Source organism: Pseudomonas sp. NY8896 (genome assembly GCF_039634505.1).
On record NZ_CP132351.1, the window covers coordinates 22,942 to 47,921 of the forward strand.

23 protein-coding genes are annotated in these 24,980 nt (G+C 54.2%); 17 read left to right on the top strand and 6 right to left on the bottom strand.

The features are described 5' to 3' along the window. Positions 1–7: 7 nt before the first annotated feature. From Q9451_RS31670 to Q9451_RS31695, 6 genes are read right to left on the bottom strand one after another with little or no spacing between them, the layout of a single operon-like run. Positions 8–940 carry a chemotaxis protein CheB gene (locus Q9451_RS31670; protein ID WP_172688473.1) on the bottom strand — a complete coding sequence of 311 codons (933 nt, stop codon included), beginning with the start codon at positions 938–940 and terminating at the stop codon, positions 8–10. Then, the gene (locus Q9451_RS31675; protein WP_172688474.1) at positions 937–6,702 is read right to left on the bottom strand and encodes a response regulator; all 5,766 of its coding nucleotides are present in this window, start codon (positions 6,700–6,702) and stop codon (positions 937–939) included. Before Q9451_RS31675 ends, Q9451_RS31670 begins: the two co-directional genes overlap by 4 nt. A gap of 2 nt (positions 6,703–6,704) precedes the next feature. Next, complete coding sequence (locus Q9451_RS31680; RefSeq protein WP_019439029.1) at positions 6,705–7,496, bottom strand: CheR family methyltransferase; 792 nt, start codon at positions 7,494–7,496, stop codon at positions 6,705–6,707. Next, on the bottom strand, positions 7,493–9,502 hold the full coding sequence (locus Q9451_RS31685) for a methyl-accepting chemotaxis protein (protein WP_010794211.1): 2,010 nt from the start codon (positions 9,500–9,502) through the stop codon (positions 7,493–7,495). The genes Q9451_RS31680 and Q9451_RS31685 overlap by 4 nt, the downstream gene beginning before the upstream one ends. A gap of 11 nt (positions 9,503–9,513) precedes the next feature. Beyond that, positions 9,514–10,002, bottom strand: a complete 489-nt coding sequence (locus Q9451_RS31690) for a chemotaxis protein CheW (RefSeq protein WP_019439027.1) — start codon at positions 10,000–10,002, stop codon at positions 9,514–9,516. Beyond that, positions 9,992–10,378: a response regulator gene (locus Q9451_RS31695; protein ID WP_010792598.1), complete on the bottom strand. Its 387-nt coding sequence runs from the start codon at positions 10,376–10,378 to the stop codon at positions 9,992–9,994. Before Q9451_RS31695 ends, Q9451_RS31690 begins: the two co-directional genes overlap by 11 nt. Before the next feature lie 141 nt (positions 10,379–10,519). Here Q9451_RS31695 and Q9451_RS31700 point away from each other — a divergent pair, with 141 nt between their 5' ends. The 17 genes from Q9451_RS31700 to Q9451_RS31780 all read left to right on the top strand — a co-directional run bounded on the left by Q9451_RS31700 (position 10,520) and on the right by Q9451_RS31780 (position 24,980). Then, positions 10,520–11,161: a hypothetical protein gene (locus tag Q9451_RS31700; protein ID WP_172688475.1), complete on the top strand. Its 642-nt coding sequence runs from the start codon at positions 10,520–10,522 to the stop codon at positions 11,159–11,161. A 61-nt stretch (positions 11,162–11,222) separates the two neighbouring features. Further along, positions 11,223–12,083, top strand: a complete 861-nt coding sequence (locus Q9451_RS31705; protein WP_057391470.1) for a ParB/RepB/Spo0J family partition protein — start codon at positions 11,223–11,225, stop codon at positions 12,081–12,083. A gap of 140 nt (positions 12,084–12,223) precedes the next feature. Further along, a complete protein-coding gene (locus tag Q9451_RS31710) occupies positions 12,224–13,645 on the top strand; it encodes a hypothetical protein (protein ID WP_223198330.1) in 1,422 nt (473 codons plus the stop codon). 174 nt (positions 13,646–13,819) lie between these two features. Further along, positions 13,820–14,719 (top strand): ParA family protein, encoded by a 900-nt coding sequence (locus Q9451_RS31715; RefSeq protein WP_010792594.1) that lies wholly within the window; start codon positions 13,820–13,822, stop codon positions 14,717–14,719. After that, positions 14,719–15,918 carry a ParB/RepB/Spo0J family partition protein gene (locus tag Q9451_RS31720; protein WP_057391471.1) on the top strand — a complete coding sequence of 400 codons (1,200 nt, stop codon included), beginning with the start codon at positions 14,719–14,721 and terminating at the stop codon, positions 15,916–15,918. Before Q9451_RS31715 ends, Q9451_RS31720 begins: the two co-directional genes overlap by 1 nt. A gap of 611 nt (positions 15,919–16,529) precedes the next feature. Next, entirely contained in the window at positions 16,530–16,667 is a 138-nt protein-coding gene (locus Q9451_RS31725; RefSeq protein ID WP_172688476.1) for a hypothetical protein, read from the top strand. A 343-nt stretch (positions 16,668–17,010) separates the two neighbouring features. Further along, complete coding sequence (locus Q9451_RS31730; RefSeq protein ID WP_020191317.1) at positions 17,011–18,249, top strand: toprim domain-containing protein; 1,239 nt, start codon at positions 17,011–17,013, stop codon at positions 18,247–18,249. Between the two features lie 469 nt (positions 18,250–18,718). Next, positions 18,719–18,859: a hypothetical protein gene (locus Q9451_RS31735; protein WP_019439024.1), complete on the top strand. Its 141-nt coding sequence runs from the start codon at positions 18,719–18,721 to the stop codon at positions 18,857–18,859. A gap of 71 nt (positions 18,860–18,930) precedes the next feature. Continuing rightward, the gene (locus Q9451_RS31740; protein ID WP_057391473.1) at positions 18,931–19,881 is read left to right on the top strand and encodes a PD-(D/E)XK nuclease family protein; all 951 of its coding nucleotides are present in this window, start codon (positions 18,931–18,933) and stop codon (positions 19,879–19,881) included. Positions 19,882–19,943: 62 nt separating this feature from the next. After that, positions 19,944–20,441, top strand: a complete 498-nt coding sequence (locus Q9451_RS31745; RefSeq protein WP_057391474.1) for a hypothetical protein — start codon at positions 19,944–19,946, stop codon at positions 20,439–20,441. 618 nt (positions 20,442–21,059) lie between these two features. After that, a complete protein-coding gene (locus Q9451_RS31750) occupies positions 21,060–21,356 on the top strand; it encodes a hypothetical protein (protein WP_010792588.1) in 297 nt (98 codons plus the stop codon). 46 nt (positions 21,357–21,402) lie between these two features. Beyond that, positions 21,403–21,576, top strand: coding sequence for a hypothetical protein (locus tag Q9451_RS31755; protein WP_010792587.1), 174 nt, complete (start codon positions 21,403–21,405; stop codon positions 21,574–21,576). A gap of 80 nt (positions 21,577–21,656) precedes the next feature. Then, a complete protein-coding gene (locus tag Q9451_RS31760) occupies positions 21,657–22,094 on the top strand; it encodes a hypothetical protein (protein WP_010792586.1) in 438 nt (145 codons plus the stop codon). A gap of 159 nt (positions 22,095–22,253) precedes the next feature. Then, positions 22,254–23,375: an AAA family ATPase gene (locus Q9451_RS31765; protein WP_010792585.1), complete on the top strand. Its 1,122-nt coding sequence runs from the start codon at positions 22,254–22,256 to the stop codon at positions 23,373–23,375. An 11-nt stretch (positions 23,376–23,386) separates the two neighbouring features. Next, positions 23,387–24,208 carry a hypothetical protein gene (locus Q9451_RS31770; RefSeq protein WP_057391475.1) on the top strand — a complete coding sequence of 274 codons (822 nt, stop codon included), beginning with the start codon at positions 23,387–23,389 and terminating at the stop codon, positions 24,206–24,208. A gap of 131 nt (positions 24,209–24,339) precedes the next feature. Beyond that, complete coding sequence (locus Q9451_RS31775) at positions 24,340–24,597, top strand: hypothetical protein (RefSeq protein WP_010792583.1); 258 nt, start codon at positions 24,340–24,342, stop codon at positions 24,595–24,597. Between the two features lie 167 nt (positions 24,598–24,764). Next, positions 24,765–24,980 carry a hypothetical protein gene (locus tag Q9451_RS31780; protein WP_023111010.1) on the top strand — a complete coding sequence of 72 codons (216 nt, stop codon included), beginning with the start codon at positions 24,765–24,767 and terminating at the stop codon, positions 24,978–24,980.

A 24,980-nucleotide genomic window follows, 5' to 3' on the forward strand; every position in this document is an offset into this window, starting at 1 on the left:
TATTTGGTCAGTGATTCCCGATCCCGTACATCCGGTACATATGTCGGGCAAGCTCGGCCGGTTTACCCGAGAAGGATACAGCCCCGGTTTCCCTTGCAGCATCAGGCATCGAACGGGCCTGGCTGGACTCCGCATCCTGGGCCATAACGATCTTCGCCTTTCCTTTCAGATCACGAATTCCCGAGGCACCGTCATCCCCCATCCCGGTGAGGATGATCACTCCAAGCTTCCCTGCGATCGAACTGAACACAGACCGGATCACGCTGTTTATCGACGGGCTGTAGGTGTTCGGCTTGACCGGCCGGAGTTGGATCATCCCGCTTCGTACTTCAACTGTGGTGTCACGGGGGACAACGAAGATGGTACCGGCCTTAAGCTTGGCGCCATGCTCGGCCGCGACCACCTCCCACCGCGAGGTACATTCGCGTACGCGCTGGACATAGGTGTTGAATGCAGCTTCGGTGAGGTGCTGCACCAAGAAAATACTGACTGGCAACGTTGGTAACTCGCCAAGAAAATCACGGATAGCTTGAGGCCCGCCAGAGCTACAGCCAATCACCCAGGTGTCGTTCGCGTTTCGGGATTCAATCTCGGCTTTCCTCGCATCAAGGCTTTCTGCAAGGTCGGGGATGCTTCGCTTAAGCTCATCGACAAGCTTGTTGCACCAGGCCTGACGTTCTGCAGCGCTCATCGAATACAGCTCACGTTCGTTGAGCACACAGACAGGCTCATCTCGACCCAACATTTCGAGGACATCTTCGGAGTTGAGAATCGCCTCGTCGCTGAAGTCGACGATCAGTGCGTGAACGCCAGTCGCTGACAGGTCTCCACTCTCCACGTGGCTCATGTCATAGACCGTGAGTTCTCCGACAACTGGCGAGAGAACCTCTTGGATGAGAGCCACTTGGACGTTGCTAGTTGAAATGATACCGACTCTCATGCTGCGGACCCTTGCAATGCTTGTTCTGGGCGAACTTCTGCAATCGCGTTATCGAGCGCGATGCTGTCGCACGGCTTGTTCAGATAGACGTTTACGCCAGCTCGCAGGGCCTCGTCCTCGAGATTTGTGCGAGTGGTGAGCATGATGATTGGTACCTCATTGAACTCAGCCCGAGCCCGCAGTGCCTTTGTGAGCTCCAAGCCAGTCATTCGAGGCATTTCCATATCCACCATGACGATCTCGGGGAGTCTCTCGAGAGGGAGCATGTCCATTGCGTCCTGACCGTCGCGGGCAGTAATGACCGTATACCCACGAGCCTCGAAGTGCTTCTGCAACAGCTTGCGATAACTCGTAGCATCGTCAACGACGAGGCAGACCGGTTTTAGATCTCGCTTCACAGACTTAACGCGGTTTTGCCGAACCTTGAAGCCGGTGTCTGTCCGCTTGAGGTTGAGCCTCACCAGTTCCATGACATCGATGACGAAGACCGGCGAACCGTCTTGCATCTCTGTCTCGCCAATGATCCCGCGCACTTTGGAAAGGATGCCGTCCAACTTCCTGATGTGGATCTCGGGCATTGAATCAGTGCTGTCGACCTCAATACCAATAGCAGTTTCGCCTTGCTGACACAGAATGACCAGGACCTCCTGGTCTAAATCGTGAGTGGAACGCATCTCAGGCATCGCAAGTAGGTCGGCCAGATGCACAACCTCGAAGGACTTTCCTTCGTGATGAAGTACCGCTTTCCCCTTCTCCAACCTCTGTTTTTCCAGATCGGCACGGGAGCACTGGATGATCTGGTACATGGTGTAGCTGGGGATCGCAAACCATTGACTGCCCGTACGGCAGATGAGAGCTCGGTTCGAGCCGATAGTGAACGGCATTTCCAGAGTGAAGGTCGTACCACAGCCGACCTTGCTCTCAATTACCAGTCGGCCGCCCATGCTTTCTACCGTCGTAGCGACAATGTCCATACCAACACCGCGGCCGGACAGCTGAGAGACTTTTGCTGCAGTAGAGAACCCATTGTGAGTGATGAGTCTCAGGAGATCCGATTCGGTCAGTTGATCATCCGGCTTGATGATGCCCTTCTCCAGTGCCTTAGCCTTGATCATCGTGGTATCGATGCCTTTGCCATCGTCCTTGACAGTGATGACGATGTTCTTAGCTCGCCGGCAGACGTTTACCTCCAAGCTGCCATGCGCGGATTTCCCTTGAGCAATCCGCTGTGCTTCAGGCTCGATACCATGGTCGAGAGCATTGTTGAGTAGGTGGACCAGTGGATCACGCACAGCATCGAGCATGACTTTATCCACGATTACGTCGCCACCTGTGAAGACGGTGTCTACTTTCTTCCCTAGCTTTGAAGACTCACGCTCGATGAGATTGGTCAGGGCTGGACGAATGTTTTGGAACGGTACCAGGCGGCTATCGAGAAGATCTCGTTGCAGGCTGCTGATGAGCCCCGCCTGTTGACGGTAGGAGTCTTTGATCAGCTTGCCCTGTGCGAACATTTCCTCGACGTCTTGGATGGTCTGGGCCAGTTGAGCACCCATGGTCACATTGAGAGCTGAAAGATCATTGAAACGCTCAAGCTGGAAATCACCGGCTGATTGATGGGCTAAAGCGGTTGGAACGGGTTGGTTTGTGTGAAGACGCAGGGCGCTGGTGAACTTCATGTGGTTCAACTGTTGCGCCTCGAGCTTCTCCCGAATGATGGTTACGATCATCATCAACTCGGCATGCAGCGCCTGTTGGCGATATCGGGCTGCGGTCAGCTCGCTGGACTGCTCGACTGCAGTGTCCAGTAGTCGCTGATCCACTTTGATTTTTTCCGAGCCACCGCTTCGACGTTTGCTGCCGACACCGTGGATGGAGTCATGGGCTTTCGCCAGGATCTCGCGAATCACCGAGCTGCTGACAGGCTTGGTTGGGGCAGATTTAGAGGTTATGCCTTCGACCGACTCGCGAAGAGTTCTGCTTTGCCGCTCTGGCTCATGGTGTACTTCCTGCTCTTGGACAGTAACGGCAGAAATTGACGGTGGGACTTCAACGAGTTCGGGAATTGCTACAGGTGCCGGCACTGACTTGCCAGACACTTCGGGGGTAGCTTCCGGGACGGCGGGCAAAGCTGGACTCTCGACCTTGACTGAGTCTTCCGGCTCCGAGGACACCACCAGACTGTCTTCCTGAGCGGGTTGAGCGTGAGCTGCCATACGGGCCGCGTGTCGTTTTGCACCACCTTTTCCTCGAGACCTGCGACGAGTCTTTTTGTGTCCTGACTCTTCCTCCGCCAAAGAGATTTCCTCACCCTGAGGATGGACGATGCCTTGCTCGAACTCTTCAGTCTTAGGCGTTCCTTCTTCAAGCTCTGCGATAGATTGTGCTTCACAAGCTTCTAGGGTTTCGGCCCTGGCATCTTGTGTGGCCACATTCTCTAGCTGGATATCTTGAAGGAGGACCTCGCCGGCTGTGCAGGGCTCTTGAGCAAGAAGGCCAAGATCCACTCGATTATGCTGGACTGCAGCTTCAACGCAACGGATCAAGGCCGAGGGAACTTCGTACCCGACAGCGCGACGCATCGCGCTAGTCATTTGATCCAATGCGACCAAAACATACTCGACCAGCCTGGCGCAGTCATCTGATGCAGGAATGATGCTCAGGGAAAGACTCTCGAAGAGGCTTTCCATGTAATGAGTAATCTCTCTGATCGAAGCTGCTTCTGCCATAGCTGCAGCGCCCTTCAGAGTATGCATCTGCCGCTTGATGGTGGTAACCAGGTCATGGTCATCCATCTGGCCCATCCAGCGGTCTACGTTCAGCTGAAGCTGAGGGAGAACTTCCTCGGCTTCTTCAATATAGAACTCAGCCATCTCCAGGTTGTATTCAATCGCCGGCGGGGCAGAAGGCTGCTGCGCATGCTTGGTGCTGGACTCTTGTACATCATCGCTTTCAGAGTTTCCCGGTTTAGCATGCGAAACTGGGTTCAAATTTTCCGGCTGATGACCTTCCTGCGGAGCATCCGGTTCCGGTTTAGCATGCGAAACTGGAGTGACCTGAGCGACCTCAACGTACTCAGCCTCTTCCGCCCCGCACCCCAATGCCTGGACAACCTCTAGCCAGGAGTGAAGTGCGGGAGTTTCAGTCTTCCAAGGGAAAGCTTGCTGGAAACGTTCAGCATCTGCCAGGAAATCCAGGAGGGCTTCTACATCACCATGGAGCAGTTCGGCCTCTTCACTTCTCAACTGGAACAGGCGAGTCTCTAGGGCTGCAAATGCACTTGCAAGCGGGAGGCAATCCGCACTGGACGAAATCCCATGAAGGGTATGAGCGACACGGCAAAACGCTTCGTTGACGTCTTTTCGCCCGCTTTTGAGATACGCACTCATTGCTGCGTATTGCTCGGTGAACTCCTGACGGAAGATATCGATCAGGACCGGATCGACGCCCTCGGGCATTTCCCGTTCTTGCTCATGGGCCAGTATTACTGCATCCGGCTCGGCAACGACTTGCTCGAGCTTGTTCTGGACTGCAGGCTGATGAGTTGCGTTAGTAGACGATGCCGGTATCTCTGGATGAGACGTGTATGCCAACTGCATTTCCGGATCAGCTTTAGCCATGAGTGCATCGGCCACATCTTTCACAAACAAGGAGACCTTGTTCCTAAGAGAGTATTCATCCATGCAGCGGAGGCACATCTCCACGCCGGAGCGCAGCAAGTCATGCTCTTCCGCATGGTCGAAATCCTCTTTGAGGGCTCGGTTTGTTACGCCTTTGCTGAAGGCAGCAACACCACTGGCGATCTTTCCGAACGACTCATGACCGTGCATACGGGCGGCCATGGAGAGGCGGTCTGCAGCCTTGTAGAGTTGCTCAATGGACGAACGACTACGCAGGTCGAGGCTCGTAAAGCTATCTTCGAAGACGCTCCTCAGCTCGAAAAGCTCGGTGAGGAACGGATCATCGTCTTCGCGTACCTCTTCCTGGGCTGCCTCAAATTTAATCAAAAGTTCGTTGGTGGTTACCGGAGCCACCTCCGTGAAATCTATCCCGAGTTCGCGGAGAGCTTCAGCTGCCTTCGTCAGGTTTTCGGGATCAGGTTCAAGTTTGGATTTGATGGCTTCGAGGTACATCTCAATCGCCACCAAGGCTTTCGCCAGCAGATCCAACTCCGGGCTGTACGTGAGTTCCGCATTATCTAGGAGACCTACCATCCCAGAGCAGACTGCACCGAGCAAATCACCAACCTGTTCTGCTCCCGAAAACTTCAAGGCCGCAGCAGTATTGACGAGAGATGCAAGTCCGTCCTTCAGTTCATCCTGGCCAATGCCACTTTCTACGTGAACCGAAACGGAACGACGAGTCTTCACCACTTCGATCAAACATTCTGAGACGAGTGTGTCCAGAACGTCGGCACCGACACCCTCAATGTTCAGTGCCTTTGTCGCGTCATTTTCATTGATGAGATTGATGCGCTCGTCGAGGTAGAGGATGTAAGACTTCAGATCGTCTACCACCTCGGCAGCGATGGCAGAAATACCTTCCTTGCCAGCCACGAGTGCGATGGACTTATTGGCAACCCCTGCAAGCTCATCCTCGCCCACCATATAGAACACGTTCGCTACTGAACGCATCGCCGCGCTATATGCAGACAGCTGGACACTGAAGATGTCGTCAGAGCGTGCCCCCAGGGCCCGCCCCAGAGAGACCATGGCTGCATCCAGAAGAGGCTTCAGCTCCAGGACGACGTCAGCAATGGTTGTAGCCTCAGTAGATTCGAGCTTGCTCTGAAGCTTTGCCAGCGAGTCGGTGTCGACTGACTTCCCGACATTGAAAACCCTCAACGCGGCTTCGATGCTAGGCGTGCTTTTTGAACTTAGGCTCAGTACGTAGAGCAACGACTTGAAGCGATCGATACCCAGGACTTCCAGGGCGGCTTCTTCACCACCTAGACCGATTTTCTGAACCGCGACAGACAGCATGCGGACCTGGGAGACGGTGTTACCGCCACTACGAAGGCCCCCGATGGCAAGTGCCTCGAGTAGACACTCACCAACCCACCAGAAGTCGCCCACTTCCGGCTTATGAGAAACTTCCTGGAGTTCTCGGAGGACCTGGCGCATGTCCGCCAGCGCGCCTTTGTTCTGGGTCCCAATGTAGGAACTGAAGGCTGTCTGGAAGCGACGAGATGAGGTCGAGAAGACCTCCTGTTGCCGGGCATCGTCAACGTTATGAATCTTGCGGGGAGGATCAACAAACTCGAATGAGAGCATGCTTGGGGGGAGACTGTCCTCGACAAGCAAGGGAACGCCCCTGACCTCACGGATTTCATTGATCTGCCTGGAGAGGATGCCAGGAGCATCAGGGGCTCCATCAATGACCATCTTCAGATAGTTTGGCAGCATGATCATGCCGGACATCATGGCAAGAATTGCGGGGGCCACCTTCTCCTCTTCGAGGAGTTTTTCTTGGACACTGGTGCAGACTACCCGCATTTCAACCGATAAAGCCGAGCCTCCGGGGCTATCGCAGACAGTCAGCGCAGAGTGAATCAACTCTACGTGTTCACTGACGTTGCGGAAGGCATCGGCCATCGCCTTCTTCTGGTTGGCAAACCATTCAGCCTGTGCCCCTTGAGGAGGATTCTGTAGATCAGCATGTTTTTTGAAGTAGGTGTCGATAGACGCCTTGGCGATCTCGACGCTCTTGATGATCGGGGGCCGAATCCAGGAAAGATGTGCCGCGTGGACATTCTTGGGCATTGCTAAGCAACCCTTACAAAGAGATTGAGAAGGTGGTTAGGGAGTCGCTTCAACCCCAGCGGATTCCAGTTACCGTCCTCTGCGGGGCCGGTCAGTAAGTACCCCCCAATCGGCAACATGGCCGCCAGCTTCTGCAGTATTAGGTGCCGCGTTTCGACGCGGTAATAGATCAGCATGTTCTGGGTGATGATCACGTCAGGAGCGGTGAAGTTCACCGGACGCTCAGCAAGAATGTTGTGCTGCTCAAAGGTGACCATGTCTCGTATCCAGGCGTGAAACCGGACCTCATGCTGGCCTTGTGGTGCAGCGACATCGAGTCGTATCTCGGGGTGCCCGCGGTAGATCCCCTGCCGCGCTTTATCGATACATGGCTGGGACACATCGGTGCCATGCACATGAAATGCTGCATGTCCAGCGCGAAGCAATGTGCATGCGATGCTGTAGGGCTCTTCACCTGTTGAGCAACCGACTGACAAGACTCTGGGAGGTCTACGAATATCAGCACAGGCGTCACGGATAGCAGATAACGATGGGGGATATCGGAAAAACCGAGTTTCGTGATTGGTCGCCAGGTGCAGAATTTGGAATCTCTGCGCTTCCTCCAGACGCCCAGACACGAACAGCTTGAACAGGCTCTCGAGGGTCTCACCAGTTTCGCATGCGAAACTGGTAAGGGCCCTCGCAAAGGCAACACGCCGGTGCTCGTCAATTTCGATGGCAAAGCGCTCCTCGATGATCTTCATCCAAGAGTTGGCCATCCCCTCATCGAGAATCAGATCATCGACTGTATTCATGCGCGTTCGCGTTGCTTGCTGTAGAAGTCTTGAATGCCACTGTGCAGGTTCTGAGCTTGGCGATTCAGGTTGTTCATTGCAGATGCAGTCTGCTCGCTCGCAGCCGAGTTTTCGGAAGCGTAGTGACGAATAGAACTCATCGTCTCGGATACCTCGGACGACTGAGAAATGAGGCTATTGGTCCGCTGATTGACGTCGTCAACACTCGTGGTGAGGCTCTCAGTAATGCTCTGAATGTCTTTCAGGGAAGCGAGCGCCGCATTGGAGCGGGTCAGCAGGCCCTGCATTTCGCTCAGTGATATGTCAACAGCGGTCTGGGTATCGCGAGCAGCTTCATTCATGTCCTTGAGCAGTTGCCCAATCTCGCTCACCACAGCTTTCGACTGGGTGCTGAGGTCCTGGACCGCTTCACCGCTCTTAGCCATCGCACGGGACAGCTCGGTATTGCCCTCGACTTGGTCCGATACCAGGTAGGCGTTGTAAGCAACCAGCTCGGACTTTGTCGCAACCTCTTTTACGAACTCACTGATCCTTTCCAGCATCTGGAACCGTTCGATCAGATGCTTGTTTCGATGCTGGATAGAGTTCAGGTGCTGGGTCTGGACCAAAATACCTTCGTGCACACCATTCACAGACTCACTGCCGGCGTGGACTTTGTTAGCCACGCTGTTGGCAACGCGCTGGGTATCACCCATGAGCTGCTGGATCAGATTGATGAAGGTATTCATGTCTGCGATCAGAGAGCTGATGTGCTCGATCGCCCGGAATTGCTCGTCACGATTGCGGTCAACATTGCGAGCTGTGGTGATGGTTTGTTCCGTCGCCGCAGCAAGCCCCATTACGGTCTGGCTGGTTTCGGTGAAAATCTCATGGAAACGCGCGAATACCTGGTTGAGCAGTTTCGCGATCTCTTTGGTGGAATCGCGATCATCTGTCAGGGTAAGGTCCAACTCTCCCCGCCCTACTCGCTCAATTTCAGTCAAAAGGAGACTCAGCTCCTTGGACCGTTCACGCTGACTACCCTCAATCGTGCTGCCGCGGGTTTCAACCGCCTGAGCCCGAGAAGCAGATACACGAGCCACCAAGAGGACACTCAGGATCGCGAGGCCGATAGTTAGAGCACCCAGGACTGCCACGAGAGTTGGGTTGATGGCTCGTGCATCCGGCAAAGCCTTCACCGAAGCGATCAAGGTATCTGTCGAAGACGCGATCTTGTCCCGTGCCTGCCAGATTTCTTTAGCATGCGGAAGATTCTGGGCCGAGTTGGAGGAAAGGCCGCTTGCCTGGCTGATCAGGCTCTGAGCGGATTGAGCGCTTCGGTAGCTTTTGATCAACTCATCCATCATTGCTTTGTCACGAGGCAACGAATTCCCGAATGCCGTGAGCGCGCCTAAATACTTGCTAACCCCTGCCTCTGCGCCTTGCAGCCCGGTGGCATCGACTACTGTAGTAGCAGTGACTCCCGCTACGTCAGCTTCCAGCTCAGTGAGGGCCTGAGCCAGCTGGCTCTTCTGCTGGGAAGTAGCATTCAGCTTAGATAGCAGCGCTTCAGCCGAACGGCCACTCTCAATCACTTTCACAACGGCCGTCTTCGCCTCCTTGGCGGCTCGGCTGAAGGCTTCGGTCCCAGACTGTCCACTGATCAGTTTGGCGATCGAGGGGGCAATGCCATCCCAAGAAGCACTCAGGGACTCCAGGCTACGCAGTACCGATTCCGGTGCGCCGGGAATACCCTTGATTGGGTCTCCATTCCGAAGATGCATCAGGGCGCGCTCTACCTGACTTTCCGCCTCTACGAGCTGGCTTGCATATGCACCATCAGCCGCTGCTTTGTCTGCCAAGTAGATGGTTTGCATAGCGGCGGACTTCAGTTCGTAGGTTTCAGCCACATAGAAGGAATCAGCCCGAGTGTCTTTAAGGAAGCTGTATCCAGTCCATGCAGCCGCGCTGCCAGTTGCGATCAGCAGGACCGCGGTAAGGGGAACGAAGGAAAAATTGTTGCTCATGCGGTCCTGTCTCATGTGAGGTCAATCGTTTGCATTTTGGGATCGGCAATTAGCGCCTGAATGTCGATGACAGCCCACGTCCGGGCGTCGCCTGTTACGACTCCGACTAGGCAAGCACCTAACCCGGGTGGGATCTTCAAATTGGCATTTGGGGCGTCAGTGAGGTTGCCCGAAGGGATGAACCCAACCACTTGATCTACGATGACGCCTACGTCACCCACATCAGCTCCGCCCCGGACGATCAAGGCCACTGGGTTACTGTGTTCTGCCCTGGACATGGTCTGAGGGATCGAGAGGAACCGAGCTATGTTCACGAAAGGAATGATGTCTCCATCCAGCTTGGTTGCCCCGAGCAACCAGGGCTTCGTTCCGGGCACTTGCGTGGGACTAACAGGAACCTGAGTGATGGCGTTTACCGCCAATGAAGGGCTCAAGCAGTAGGTATCGCCGATCCGATACCCAATGCACTTGTAACGACCGCTGGAGATATCACTGCTCATCGATAATCGCTTCCATATCAATGAGTGCTTTCGCGATCTTGTCGCCTGTGAACGGCTTGGTCAGGTAGAGATCTGCGCCTGCCAAGAGCCCTTTCTGTATGTCGAAAGGTGAACTCGCACTGGAAAGCATGGCGATGGGTAGGTGCTTGAATTGAGTCGAAGCTCGTAGTATTGAGGCAAGCTTCAATCCGTCCAGGTTAGGCATTTCGATGTCGATGAAGCACGCATCAGGCCTAGCCTCGCGAATAACACGCAGGGCCTCGTACCCATCCTTTGCGAGGTGAACCTCGATATCAGCTTTCTGCAGAAAGCCGGCCCCCATCTTCCGCATTCCGGGGGAGTCGTCGACGATGCAGACAGATCGAATATTGGACATGGAACAACTCCTGATTCATGCCCTAATAATGTTCAGGAGGTGCCCTCTTCTGGACGTACCTGCCCTTACCGACCTCAAGCAGGTAAAAACTGGTCATATCTCAATGCACGGTTATGGTCCTCCCTTGTTTCTGGAGGACCTATGCGTAAGTCAAACCACCGGGCTGCATTCGCCAGTGATCCCAAATTTCTGGAGCGGATTGCAAGGCAGCTCCAAAGCGAGCCAACATCTGCCCCGCCCTCCCCTGCTGATAAAAAACCGAGCAAGGCCGTCCAGCGCCTCGAAAAAGTCCAAACCGCCAATATGGATGGGAGGAAAGACAGGATTAGCCTGGAATCTACATCCAGGGTACTGACCATTTGCTTCCCCGGGGCGAAGCTGGTCTCTCTCAACACCATGCTCCGCGTCCACGACGCCAAGGCCACCCGCCTGAAGAACACATGGCTGAAACGAGTGGAGGCCCTTCGATACACCTACAAGGCTGTTCTCGAGGAATGGATAGCCATTGCGACCTATCCTCTGTTGGTCGAGGAGGTATACATCACAGGTGAGAGCAGCTTGCTCGACCCAGAAAGTGTTACCGCGGCCTGCAAACCGGTTATTGATGCACTTGTTTCGAATGGGTTCTTGCCGGACGATGATCCATCCCACATTGCTCACCCCCTACCCTACACTTCCAGAGGCGAGTCTCCTGGCCTGGTGATCTGCTTACGTCCTGCAGGGCGGCCTTGGGGACTAATCGAAGATGCAACGATTCAGGTGGCCAGCTCATTAGGGCGTTGATTTTTGCGGCCAATCCGTTATCCCTCGTGTATCATGTTTCACGAACGCACGAGGGTTTCACGTGTATCAATCAGAGACCGGAATCAACCCCACAGAGTCCCATTGCCTGGGTATCAACCTAGTACCTGTTGAGCACCGAGACGTCGATGTTGATCTCATGCAGCCTGGCATCTGGCAAACCCGTCGGAACTTCACTCTTGCAGAGCTGGAAGAGCTAGGTGACAGCATGGTCAAGGCCGGGGGGAATGTAACCCCGGTGGTGCTATGTCCCCGGGCTCAGGGCGGCTACTTCATCATTTCCGGCGAACGACGATGGCGCGCGGCGCAACTCAAGATGATCCCCCGCCTGCATTGTCGGATCGGGCACTACACGGATAACCAGGCCCGTTTCATTTCTGCTGTAGAGAACGTTCTCCGGGTGCAACTCAACCCGATCGAAGAAGCTCAAGCCTATGCAGACATACAAGAAACCGGTCTCTCCCACGAGCAAATAGGCAAGGAGCTGGGTAAAAGCAGGTCGCACGTCTCCAACTACCTGCGGTTGCTCAGCTTGGACATCACTGCCAAGGACTTCCTGATCCACGGCAAACTCACGGCGACCCAGGCTCGCCCGCTGTGCTCACTCGACTCGAAAGGCATCCAACGTGAAGTCGCGACGAAAGCCGTAAGGCTGGGGTGGAGCGTTAAGAGGATCGAAGATGAGGTTGCCAAGCACCTCAACAAGCCTAAGCCAAAGGTCAACTTGCCCAAGCAAGACGCCGACATCGCACGTCTGACCCGGCTGGTATCCGATCACACGGGGTATCCCTGTGTGATTCAGAAGACACCGAGTGGCAATTGGCAGATGGGCTTTCTCATGACAGGTGACGATCAATTCGCAGGGCTTCTGGAGCGGCTAGGCATCAAAGTCGACGAGTGTTAGCCCCTACCCTCGAATTTGGGCACTCCGTTTCCATTATTACGACAGAAGCCATTGTTATGGCCCTGCCGAACCTTGCCGACCATCCTGCGGGTAGCCAGAGGCCGAAGGTATAATTTCGCATGCTAAACCGACCATTCCCGGTGCCAACTCTGCTGGCTATCGCTCTGACGGCAGTGTTAGCCGGTTGTACCTCCACCCACGAGCCGGTGGAGCTAGCTTCCATCGAGCCTCAATCCCAGTACGATCAACGTATCCAGGATGGTCTCGGTAGCCAGAAGTACACCGAATCGCAGATTCTCTACATGCGCCGCCTGAACGAGTTCAAGGATCAGATTGATTCGCTCGAAAAGCAAAAGCAGGCCTTGGAGGCGTCGCTTTCTACAACAGCCTACGAACAGGATCTAGGCTCGGGTAAAGCTCCCTCAACTGAGTCGAGCCGGATTGAAGAGTTCCAAGCGGCAACCCAGGCCTCACAGGCCCGGGTTGCTGAAGAGAATTCAAAGGCGGCCATACGCCAGTCCATCATTGAGAATGACCGTGACCGCGCATTACTCGAGGCTGAGAATCGAGCGATGGCTGAGATTGAGCAGTTGAAAGCTGCTGATGCAGCCAAGCAGGCCGATCTGGCGAAACTGAAAGCTCAGCTTGCGGAACAAAAGGCGGAAAGCTCCCGCACTCTTGAGAAGCAACGCTTTGCAATGGCGGTAGCTAACGCGGACGCTGAACGGCGAGCAGCAAATGCGGTTGTTGAAATCAATAACCAGATTAGTGAGCTGAAAGGGCAACTCTCCCAGCTTGAGACGAAATTGGCAGCGGCTCAGAAAGAGCATGAACGATTGGCTGATCTCTCCCGTCAGCTGCAGACACCTGTGGCGGTAACAGCAGCAATCACGGATCAGCCTTCGCCTGAGATCGGGAGCTTAACAGAGAGCCGAATCGCCGAAATCAAAGCACGACTCGCGCGTGAGAAAACTGAAATCACCGCCAAAGCCCGGACAGAGGTAGCGGCCTTGACGGCCGGCGCTGAAATCAAAAAGGCTACAGTCGTGGCCCCGGTCGTCACTGGTCGAGCAGTCTACGCAGGCTCCTATGGTGAAAAGCCAACCACCTACGCCAAGGTTGACGACAAGCCGGTCAAACAAGATGCGAAGCCTCTGGCTATCGCATCCAAGCAGGCACCAGTAGTAACTGTGGCCAAGTTCGAGCCTAAGATCTCTCCGGTTGTGATTCAGAGGGGCTCAGATGCTGGTAGCGCGGTGCTTGCCGGCGGCCCTGTGACATCTTCAGTACAGTCCCCAGCACCGATCGTCGTGTCCCCAAAGTCACGTGTGATCTACGACGTCCTCTACGTTTATAAGGATGAAGGTAGCTGGCAGAAGTTCCAGCGCTACCTGGAAGCTTACGGGATCAAGGATTTCGAACCGGTACACAAAGGGAGCACGTACTACCTTTACATGGGGCGCTTCTACGACAAGCTCGCTGCAGCGAAGCGCGTCGAGTATTTGAACCGCACGACCAATACCAATCATGCGACCGTGCACCCGCAAGAGGTGCCGATGTAACGATGGTTTAGCATGCGAAACTCAGTGAGAAGGGGCGAGGGGATTCGCCCCTTTTTGTTTATAGATTTCGCAATGCGGTCGCCGCCATGAAAAAAAGCTGCAAAGCAGGTGTTTTGACTTGAAAAGGACTGCAATGCGGTTAGAGTGGACTCCATTGCAGACAAGGAGCCTCACATGGCCGCAATCCCGTTCAAGAAGAGAAAACTGCTCGCCGACGTCCATGCTGTTACTAACCAGAAGGGCGGCGTAGGCAAAACGACGATCGATTTCCATTGGCTGGTTTACTTGGTAGAGCAGGGATACCGCGTGCTGGGTATCGACCTGGACAGCCAAGGCAACTTCTCCAGTCGACTCGCGCCTGATTCCCGCAATGGAGGGCTCCGCAGCGCGCATCTCTTCAAAGAAGAACTGCCTGATCTCAAGCCCCTCCAGACGGCACTCGGCGCCGACTTGATTTATGCCCTGAACAAAGACGATGAGTTGAGTTCAGTAGAGCAGATTGGCTTGTCGGCGGTAGGTCCCTTTGCCAAGCACATCCAAAAGTTGGCAGAGGATTACGATTACATCGTAATCGACACCCCACCTACCAATGGGGTGCGGATGATTGCGGCATCTGTGGTATCGGATCACATCTTTGTACCTGTGGAGCTGGCGGCGTTCGCTGTAGATGGCGTGATTTCTCTAATCGAGACGTTCGATATGGTCGGGCCGTTGTTCGGCACTCAGATCACTCCTACTGGGATCATCTGCAACAAATACAACACGCGCGTGAACGCTCACCGCGAGTCGTTGGAGGACCTGCGAAAAGTAGTTGGTCCCAAAATTCTTCAAAACAGTCTCTCGATCCGAGGGGCAATTGATACCGCGCTGCGCCAGTGCAAGCCCGTTTGGAGCATGCGAACCAATGGTGCTGAGCGTGAGACCGGCGTAGAAATGATCAGGCTGATGGAGGAAATGGCGCACCGAGCAGGCGTAGAAATCACGCCTGTGGTGATCGCACCGAAGGTGCCTCGGAAGAAAAAGCCGGTGAAGAAAAAGAGCCAATCGCGCGCTAAGAAAGTGGGGGCAATCTAATGGCTAAGACATTAGACCTAGGGAGTTTGACTCGACTGAATGACCTGATGGACCTTGGCCGGGCCGCACAGGAGAATCAGATTATTCTCCTCAGCGTAGATCAGATCGAAGTCAAACCTCAGGTGAGGAAAGACTTCAAGGAGATCGAGGAACTGGCAGCTAGCTACGATGACGAAGGGCAGCAAACCCCCATCATCGTTGGTCCGATGAATCCTGAAACTCAGAAGTACCCCTTGAAGAAAGGCGGTCGTCGCTATGCCGCTGCGGTACTTCGCCCAGGCTTTAAGCTGAAAGCTATCGTTGACGGCAAGAAACGCACGCCGGCCAAGGAGATCCTCTCGCAGCTGATCGAAAACGAGCAGCGGCAAAATCTCAACCCCTATGAGGTTGGTCAAGCCTTGGCTGAAGCCAAAGCTGAAGCTAAGGCCGCTGGGGAGCCCCTGTCCAACCAGGACTTGGCTACCTACATGGGGAAAAGCGAGACCTACATCTCCATTCATTTGGGACTCGCAGACCTTCCCGAGGAACTGGTTGACCTGATCAAAGGAGGCATTACGAGCGACAGCGAAGTCTTACGGGAAATGAAACAACTGAAGAACCTTCAGCCCGAGACGTTCACTGCATTCATTGAAAGGGCAAATGCGGAAGGCTCCATCAGCAGGCAGCAAGTACGTGATGCGGTCAGAGCAGCAAAAGGCAAGACAGTGCCCACGAAAGCTCCTCCGGCACAAGAACCGCAAACTGAACACCAAGCTGGAAAAGTCGGGCATCCAGCTCAAGATGGGGTAGGGAAGGGGGGTAATTCTTCTCAGGCGAACCCTCCTGGTCAGACGGACCAGTCCCCAGTTTCGCATGCTAAACCCGAGGGGCAGTCAAAAGCCCAGGGCCAGGGCGAGACAAATACGCCAGCAGTTGTAACCACCCCTTCACAGGAACAGGGGCCGGCCGCTGCGCCGAATAGTTCTTCGAAGAAGAATGGTAAGGGATACATACCGATTACTGCGGAGCGTCAGGTAATCGGTATCAAGGTTGCACTGGACAGTGCGGTAGCGTCCGGGTATTTGATGAATGATCGCGTCAGCGAAGATCCTTCCAAGGCATGGTGCATGCTGATGATCGGCGGATCACAACAGCCCAAGCAGATAAAGGTGGATCAGATCGACATCGTCAGCGTCGCAGCGATGGAGACCGATGGCTGAACTAAATCTTCAGTAGGGGAATAGGGCGCTTCAAGCAATTGAGGTGCCCTTTTTCATTTTGGGACACGGCGTACTTGAATGGCGGGGTAGGGCGACCTATCGTGAAGGCGTTTTCTCGTGATCTCCCGCTGTTGGTGAACTCACTGATAGCTGATCACAACCCGCCCCCGCCTTTGAATTCAAGGGTTGTGGTGGGAGATTGGTTCAGTGACTGTATTCAGTCGCCGTTCTGATCATCTCGCTTCAAGGTGAACCTGGTGCTTTTCACTTGGTTCATCGTTTTGCGATCTTCCAGGTGCATTGCATCTTGATCATCGTGATCTACCTGCTTCACGTTCTTTAACAAGTCAGTGTCGCGTGAGTTCGTAAAGGACTTCACTCTGCGATTTTGCGTTTTGGTGTGAACACGCCCATTCGCCAATTTTGCTGAGCTGGTTGCTGCGTTGTGGTGACATTCGCTCGGTTTGGTGTTTGGTGTGTGCCCCCTTGGCCTCATCATTCGCTATTCCGTCGCAGAGTGTTTTCTAAGCAAATCTCACTCGACCCCTAGGGCGATCCACATCGCCTTCGGGAGGGTAGTGGTCGTCTCAATTCACATTGAGGACCACGACATGAAATATGCACTCACCTTTGCCTTTGCGCTTTCTGCTGCTCTCTTCCTTTTTCAGGGAGATGATGCGCGAAACACAATTACGAAGGTCCAACACGACAGATGTGCTTCCTTTGAAGCTGCTGGAGTTGAATGCTGATCTCGTGCCCTATGACTTAGTCAAGGGCACCCCTAATACAACCTTTGCAGGCTGTATTAGAGGTGCCCTAGACAGATGAGACGAAAGGCCCGGCGCAGCGATGCACCGGGCCTTTCTGCATTTGTAGACTTCATGTCCTTGATTTCAGCTGGGGGCCTCCTTAGCGTTGGAGGTGATCTTTCCCCCAGCTTTCGCATGCGAAATTCCGCACGGATGTCTGGAGAAGATTCCAGTCCCAGAATTCTGGGAGCTGGGTTCTTTAAAAACTCGCGCTCGCGCAATTCCCACCCTTAGGGCAAGCCATCCCTAAGGGGACGTGGCTGCCTTGCAATTGGAGGTAGCTATGGATCGTCAAGACGACAATCGTCCGAAACTGTCTGAGGAAGTCCTGGAGCTGGTGAAGAGCAACGGCGGTTGGCTTAACGTGATCCCACGTTTGACTAGCTCGTTCGATGCTGCACTCAAGAACCATGGACATCTGGTCGACTGCCCTTTCCCACACCGTCACCGGAATGGGGGAGGGAAGAGTGATTTCAGATTCTCAAACAAGCCGGGCTACGAAGACCGCGCTATCTGCTCCTGCTTGCAGGACGGTGGCCGGGACCCAGTAGAGCTTCTGATCCTGGACGGCGTCGGTCGCAACTTCACCGACGTAATGTTCAAAGTCAGAGATGCACTAACAAGCGGCAAAAGCTATACCCGTAAGGTCACTCCTGTAGTGGTCAATTCACGGGCTGGCATAAGTCCGGAGGATGAGCAGAAGCGGAAGGCGAAGCACATCAAGACTGCACAAGGCTTGATCTCGCTAACCCACCCGGATGCTCTTCCTGGCCGTTTATACTTTCAACACCGCGGTATCCCGCTTAACAGCAACCTTGGTGACGTGAAATTCCACCCGGCCCTCGAGTATTACGAAACCCGTAAGAAAGATGGTCAGGTTGTGAAGGAGCTCATCGGTCGGTTCCCGGCCATCGTGTCGGCGTTTCGGAGCAGGACTGGTCGAGTGGTGAACTTCCACAAGATCTACCTGACTCCGGATGGTCATAAGCTGGAAGGTGTCTCGAAGGTGAAGAAAATTGATTCCCCGTTGTCTGGCTTCAAAGGAGCGTCAATCCGAGTAGCAAACGTCGAAGGTTGCAGGACGCTGCATGTGACCGAAGGCGTAGAGAAAGGATGGGCAATCCACCTGGCAACAGGCGAGTCTGTTCGAGTAGCGCATGCCTGCACCACTCTGGCGACGTTGTTTGTCGATCGTGCTGAATTCGATAGGGTAGTTATCTGGTCTGATAACGACCCATACAACGAAGCACGTGGGAAATATGGCGATGGACAAACCTTTGCGTGGAAGCTCTTTATTGAGCTGATGCGTAAAGGATTCGAGGTGGCCTTCATGCTGCCCGATGTGATTCACACTCCTGGAGCCAAGGGCCAGGATTGGGAAGATATCATCGTGGTTGAGAAGGTCGTTGGACAGCCATTGCCGCAACGCTTCCACCTCCTGCGTGCGAAAGCATGCGAAGGTGGGATCTTCATGGGCTTCAAGCCAGTCAACGCAGATGGCTTGCTCAGTGCCTGTGCGTGAGCGCTCAAGAAACCCCGGTCCAGCTTTTGCTGGTCTGGGGTTTTTTTTCGCATGCTAAACCCAGAGTAGCTTTGTTTCGACCTTGGACATCTTGACTACTAGGATGTGCTCGGCTAAAAAGTGTCTGTCCCATTTGCCTTTCTCCGAAAGAGCAAACCCAGACTACGTTGGTGAATTCACCGAGGTTTTCTGGGGTGCGACTCGATACTCGAATTCGAGTTAGATGAGCACAGACATTGTTGGAACAGACTGGACGATCGTCTGATCAGTCCACAATCTCGAGATACCAGGCATGTCCTTTGCTCCTGCAAGGTAGACGTGTTCCAGGAACGTGTATCTCCCCGCCATTTCGGTATGCGTGTTCGCACGCTAACCAGTCAAAGGCACCCTCCAGCTTCAATGCTTACCCCTGCACGGGATCTCTTCGCGAGCTTATTCCCGGTGCAGCGGGGATATAGGAGGAAACACCATGACAGGCCAAGTTGAACTTCTCGAAGCTCCATCCTTGTGGCAACAGCCAGAAGGTGAGCAATTGGAAATTGCGCAAGGGCGTTTTTTCCGCGGAGAGGATGACCAACCTGAAAAAGAATCTGAAGTCGTAGACTTCTAAACCATTCAAGAACCCACGAGGGCGACAAGATTGCCCTCGGGTAGTCGTGTGCGCCTAGAAAAGGTGATCCCATGACTTCGTTCGTGAATCCGCATTACATCTTCAATCCACTCCCGGATGAAGTAGACATAACGCTGTCTCCAACGCAGATCATGAAATCCATGGTTTGCACTCGGCTGCTGGGGTACTACCGAGCTCGTGTAAAACCCGAGGCAACCCCGCTCAACCTACTGTTCGGCTCAGCCTTGCATTGGGTGATCGAAGGGTTCGTCAAGGGATACATTCCAGAGGAGGAAATGGCCACTCAGTTTATTAACAAGTTCGAAGGTTTATCCGACGGAAAGGTGATAAGCATGGCCAAGTCTAAGTCTCGGGAAACAGCAGAGGTTCTTGGTAAACAATTAGCTGCAGGCTTTCCGTCTTACTTCCGTAATCTTGGCCTCAAGCCACTGATTATTGAAGGACAGTTCAAGTTGAAAATCGCTGAGCGTACCTTCATCACGCTAGTAATCGACTTTGTCGGTGAATGCACAAAACCTATATTCAACCCGAAAGGGGAGATGTTGGCTGATGTTGGCGACGTCGTGATCTTGGACTGGAAAACCGCTGCACAGCCTGAGGGTGAGTTGTTTTCCCGATACGGGTATCAGCTGACCTACTACTGGCTGGCAGTGAAATTAGCATGCCAGCAGTTGGGAATCAGGGAGCCAAAGCTTTGTGGTTATGCCTCAGGGCAGAAGCCCAACATCACGAAACCGGACTCCAAATCAGTTGTGAACGCCATCTGGCATCCAGTCCACTGGGTAAAACGGACGGCGGCCGACATTGGGGAAGCAGTGGAATATGCCCGCGTAGTTGCCAAACGGCTTCGCGCAGGTGAGTTTTTCCGTGCCCCTCATATGGCCTACGACTCACCCTGCGATAGTCACTCCAAACGGTGTGACATGGCGGGGCTATGCCTCGAAGGTTGCTTGTCGGGATATAGCGTTAAAGCAGGTCTGACACTTGCAGACCTAATCTAAATTTAAACAACCCTGTGGGGCAAAACAGCCCTACGGGGCTGGTGCGCCCTCGAGGAGGCTACATGCGTGAGTCTTATCGAATGGAGCGCTACGCTCAACGTGCTGTACGAATTCGCCGTGACAAGGAAGCTGAGGATCTCGCCAGTCGTAAGATTGGTGATTTCCTGATGCGGAATTACTTGGCCGAAGGCGCCTTACTAGCTGAAGAGTTTGGGAGGGTGTCGTACCACGAGCGTTTACAACTTATTGCCAACTCCTCTGAACTCATCATGAGCTCCGACGGGGAGGAAGGCATCAATGTGGTCTGGGGCTCGAATAAGCAGGTACTAACGCACAGGTTGCTGTCTCCGAGGATTCGGAGCGACTTCCACGGTGCGCATTACCTCGGTTCGTGGTCCCGCTCGATGCCCAAGTGGAAACACAATGAGCTTCGAGATGAAATCAAAGCCAAGTTAGAAACCAGAGTTAAGGACCGAGTTGAACTGCGTAAGCAGGGCATGCTCGACTTCTCTCTGGATACTGACGATATGCCACCGCTATTCCTCCAACCGGAGGGCTAATTTCCAGCCCTTTCGGGCCGGAAGTTCAACACTTCCGGCGGGACGCCCTGGTCGTGTTTCACATAACACGCGACGGCGTAACTTTGGAGGCAACATGAGCTACATAAAAAACCTGATGGTCGTGATCATCGCGTCCATCATGGGTGCTTCTGCCTCCTCCCTGTTCGTAGGATGGTCTACTAATGAACTTCGCATAGTCTTTGTGGTTTCCATATTGATGACTGCACTCATTACGTTGAACTCAACGGCTCAGAGACGGAAGAAGCGTCCTAAAATGAAGCCGACGCGCACGGTAAAACGTAAATCGCGTCGTGCAAAGAAGCGTGCACGTAGCCCCTAGGTGAGTAGAGGATCGAAAGAATCTCTTATTACTCATCGCGAGGATGCGACCATGTCTTTCAGTGTGACTCTCGGAATCCTGTTTCTTGCATTCGCAATTTACTGGGGTTGTGACTACGTTGAGCGCCGGCGTGCCGGTGGCAACGTAGGTGGAACACGAAGCAGCACGCCATAAATTCCATGGACATACCCTGGGGGTGACATTCCCCTTAGGGATGATCACCTCTGGGGTTAGGACAGGAGAAAACCATGAACTAACTAAACTAGAAGGTGAATACCATGAAAACCAAAAAATCCAAGTTCGTTTCTAACCTAAAGCTATCAGTCGGGTTCGCCCTGTATGTTGGCTGCGGGGGAGATATACCAGCACCAAAAGCAATTGTTCCGATGATGTATTGGTCGGTGATCATTGCCGATTACGTGCTGCGGACAACGAACATAATTCGAAAATTGCTCAAACCGATTCTTCTCCACACCCCTCTGGGGATGGCTTTCCTCGCTACGAGGTTTGCCCTGGATCTGGCCCTCGCGGCCTGTCATGCGGAAATGAAGCACATCGGAAAACCGGCCCGGTGATCGGGTTTCGGGTGGTCATCACCCGGATTTCGGGAAGGAGCATTCAATGAAGGCGTTTCAACAAGGCAAAGAAGCATATCGTTCGGGCAACTCCAACCAATCCAATCCGTACCCATCCATGTCCCAAGAGGGCAGGGCATGGGCAATGGGCTGGTTGGTAGCGAAAGAACCAGGCAACTGGGACGACATCGCACGCCTCTACGACGACCAACCAGGCTAAGCCAGGTCGGACCCTCCCGACCTGCAGGCGGGAGTGAACTCTTCAATTCTCCCGTCTGCAGCGGGTAGGAGCTTTTAGCAATGCAACAACGCCAATACAGCGACAACGAACTGTTCGGGATCATCCAGGAAGTCTATTTCGGGGCAACCAGCTGGGAGCAAGGCCGTCAGGCTGCGCTACGAGGCCGGACCTTATCTGACAACCCTGAAACTCCCGACACCATCTCCTACGACGAGTGGAAGAAGGGGTTCGTTCATGGAGCCGTCTACGACGTTCCTCAGTCAGAGCAAATCGAAGAGATCGTGATGGTTGGCATCCTGCCGGTCATTGAGGTCCAGGTATTGCCAGCACGCTCCTTCTGGGCCGTGCTGAACAACCTGCAAATCGATCTGCATCTCTCGGTTCCCGAGCTGGCTCGGAGAATCGGACTCGCAGAAGAGCGACTGTGCGCTGGGATGATCATGTTCGGGTTTTACGACTCGGATGCGATCCCCATGTACGACCGCGTAGCCGTCTAATAACGGGCCCCTTAGGGGCCTCTCCTTGCTCTGTGAGCTGGACCAAACATCCAGCTCAGTGCTGGGTGTTTGCTCGAGGTCACCGATCTCACAACACCCGGCTCCGCGCCCGGGTGTACATCTCAATGCCCCGTGCGCGGCGGGTGCGAGGAAATACAAATGAACAACGTAGCCAAGAAGAACATCACCGTCGAAGAGATCAAAGCCGCTCACATCCAAGCTGTCACCAGCCAGAAGTTCGAGCCGGTAATGGTCCACGAGCTGTTCGGCTTCTCTACCCCTCTGAAGGGTTTTGAGAAACCGATCCCGGTACCGGCAGAGCGTCATCCGCTTTCGCCGAGTGTCGACAGCAATTACGTGTTCAATGAGAGCCTGGTTCGCCGGGTTCTCCTGAGCATGGCGACGAAAGACTCCATCATGCTGGTAGGCGAGAAGGGGACCGGTAAGTCCTCCCTCATCAACCAGATCAATGGTCGTCTTAACCGTCCGTCAATCGCAATCAATGCCGGCCCCGGTGTTGATGAAGGTTACCTGGTAGGGTTCCGTACCCTTGGGAAGGACGGTGTGAAAAGTGTTGATGGTGTGCTGAGTTATGCCTATCGCCATGGGCTGAGCTGCACCATCGACGAAATCTGCAGCCTGAATCCCGGCGTGCTTCTCAGTCTGAACGACATCCTCCAAGGTGATGAGGTCGTGACGCTGAAACACCACGGGATTGACCCTGAATTGGACCCGAGGGAACTCCTCGGCCTCGAAGGTGGGATGAACATCGTTCGTCACCCGTCGTTCCGGTTGTTCGCAACTGATAACACTGGTGGTAAGTCCTCGCGTGATCCCCGCTATGCCGGCACGAAGGGACAGAACGCTGCAGTACGTAGCCGCTTCACCTCCTTCAAGGCCAACTTCATGTCGGCTGAGAAAGAGATGGCTGCTCTGCATGGTCTGAACACTGGAGTGGATGATCTCAACATCCAACTGATGGTTGAGTTCGCGTTCCGGTTCCGTGTTGCGTTTTCGCAGGAGGAGGCGTTCGACAACATCTCCTTCCGTGAGCTCAAACGCTGGGTTACCAAAATGGCTCTGTATGATGATCTGGATGAATCCTTCGTCGACGCTATCTACGGCAACCTCGAAGAAGCGGACCAGGCTCTGGCCCGCGAACTCTTCGATGAAACCTTCGATCGCGACCTCGTACTTCCGGAAGAGTACACCACCTCGGTGGCGGACCAGCTGGATGCGCTGACGAAAGCTGCGGTTAGCAATGCGGCTCAGATAGCGTAAGGAGGTAGGTGATGTTCTACCTGACGAACGATTCGGGACGTTTCATCGCTGTACGTGGGGACGTGAATACGTTCCTCGTAACAGTGTGGGAAGGTTCAGTCATGCGAGGTGTTTCCGGTAAGAAGGAGTTGCTCTGCGGAACAGCGGAGGAAGCCTGGGAGCATGTTTGTGCCCAGGTTGCCGACGCTCGAAGCAACGGCTATTCGTCGCAGTCAATCGATCATTCCCCCGTGGAACTCGATGCAGCCCAGTCGATAGTCGCTGAGTTTGATCTCCTAAGCCGGGGAATCTATGTCCGTGTCAAAAGCTGCACTGCAGAGCAGTTCAATGAGGGGCTTGCCCACTTAGAGAATGTAGTTCGGGTGCTCATCGATGCGGGTCATCCCCTAGCTTTCAGGATGGTAGGCAATGAGTTTGAAGTCGCTTTGAACGGGGCTTCGATTCGTAAAGGCATCGCCTCGGTACGGGACTGGGAAACCATGTCCCCGAAGGGGCGAGAAATTTTCGAGGAAAGGGGCTTTATCGACAGCACCAACCTGCTGCCAAGCGGGAAGGGGTTATGGCGATTTAGAACCCAAGAGTCGGTTTTGGATGTCTGTGCACGGGCTTTTCTTGCCGAGCTCAACAAAGCCGGAGCCGAGTTCTCGGTAACGAGTGACTCTGACTACACCCTCGATTTCCAGCGACCGTTCCAACGTCAGTCCGTTCAAGAAATGGACTGGTACAAGACGTTCCCTGACCTTCTGAAGGTGCTTGAAGATGCCAGTCTACTAGGTGGCTCCAGGACCAAGGTTTCGGTGCCCACCAACATCGGTATGTCCCTGTTCCTATAACTAGGCCCCATGGGCCTCCCTCCTTGTGAGCTGGACAAATCCGGCTCATGCCGGGTTTGTTCTAACGAGCCCGGCACCGCGCCCGGGCTTTTTTCTACATTGCCCGTGCGCGGCGGGTGAGAGGTAAGACCATGAAAATCGCAATCGCGAAACTGGATGCTGCTCTGGATAAGTTCTGGATTGGCGTTGTGCTGCATGCCTACCACCGTTTGATGAGTGCGCATTACCGCCGTAAGGCGGCGCGCCTCGCCCAAAAGGTTCAAGGGCGTGCAAACGAGATCCAAAACCCCGCCTACCAAGTGCGGGCCAAAGATCAGTTTTTAAGCCATCGCCACCAAGTCCTGCGTCATGACTTGGAAGCAAAATTGATCCGCGGGGAAACCTGCTGATCCATGCGGACTGCCCCTTCGGGGGCAGTCACTCCGCTCAGTGAGCTGGACCAACAATCCGGCTCACAGCCGGGTTGTTGTTCGAGGTCATTGATCTCAAACCACCCGGCTCCGCGCCCGGGTGTTCATCTCGATGCCCCGTGCGCGGCGGGTGCGAGGAAATACCCATGAACCTGATTCAGAAAGCAATCAAAGCAGCAAAAGACAAAGTCCTGCTCAAGTACCACCGGGTTGCCGCTCGGATGTACCTGAAACGGGCTACGTACGTTGCAGACCAAGTGATCTACACCCGCTTTAAGGTCCCCACTCAAGCACTTCGTGTGCTGCGAGAGAAGGCCAATGAGCACACCCAGAAAGCCTACGCAATCCGGAAGGGAGTCTGA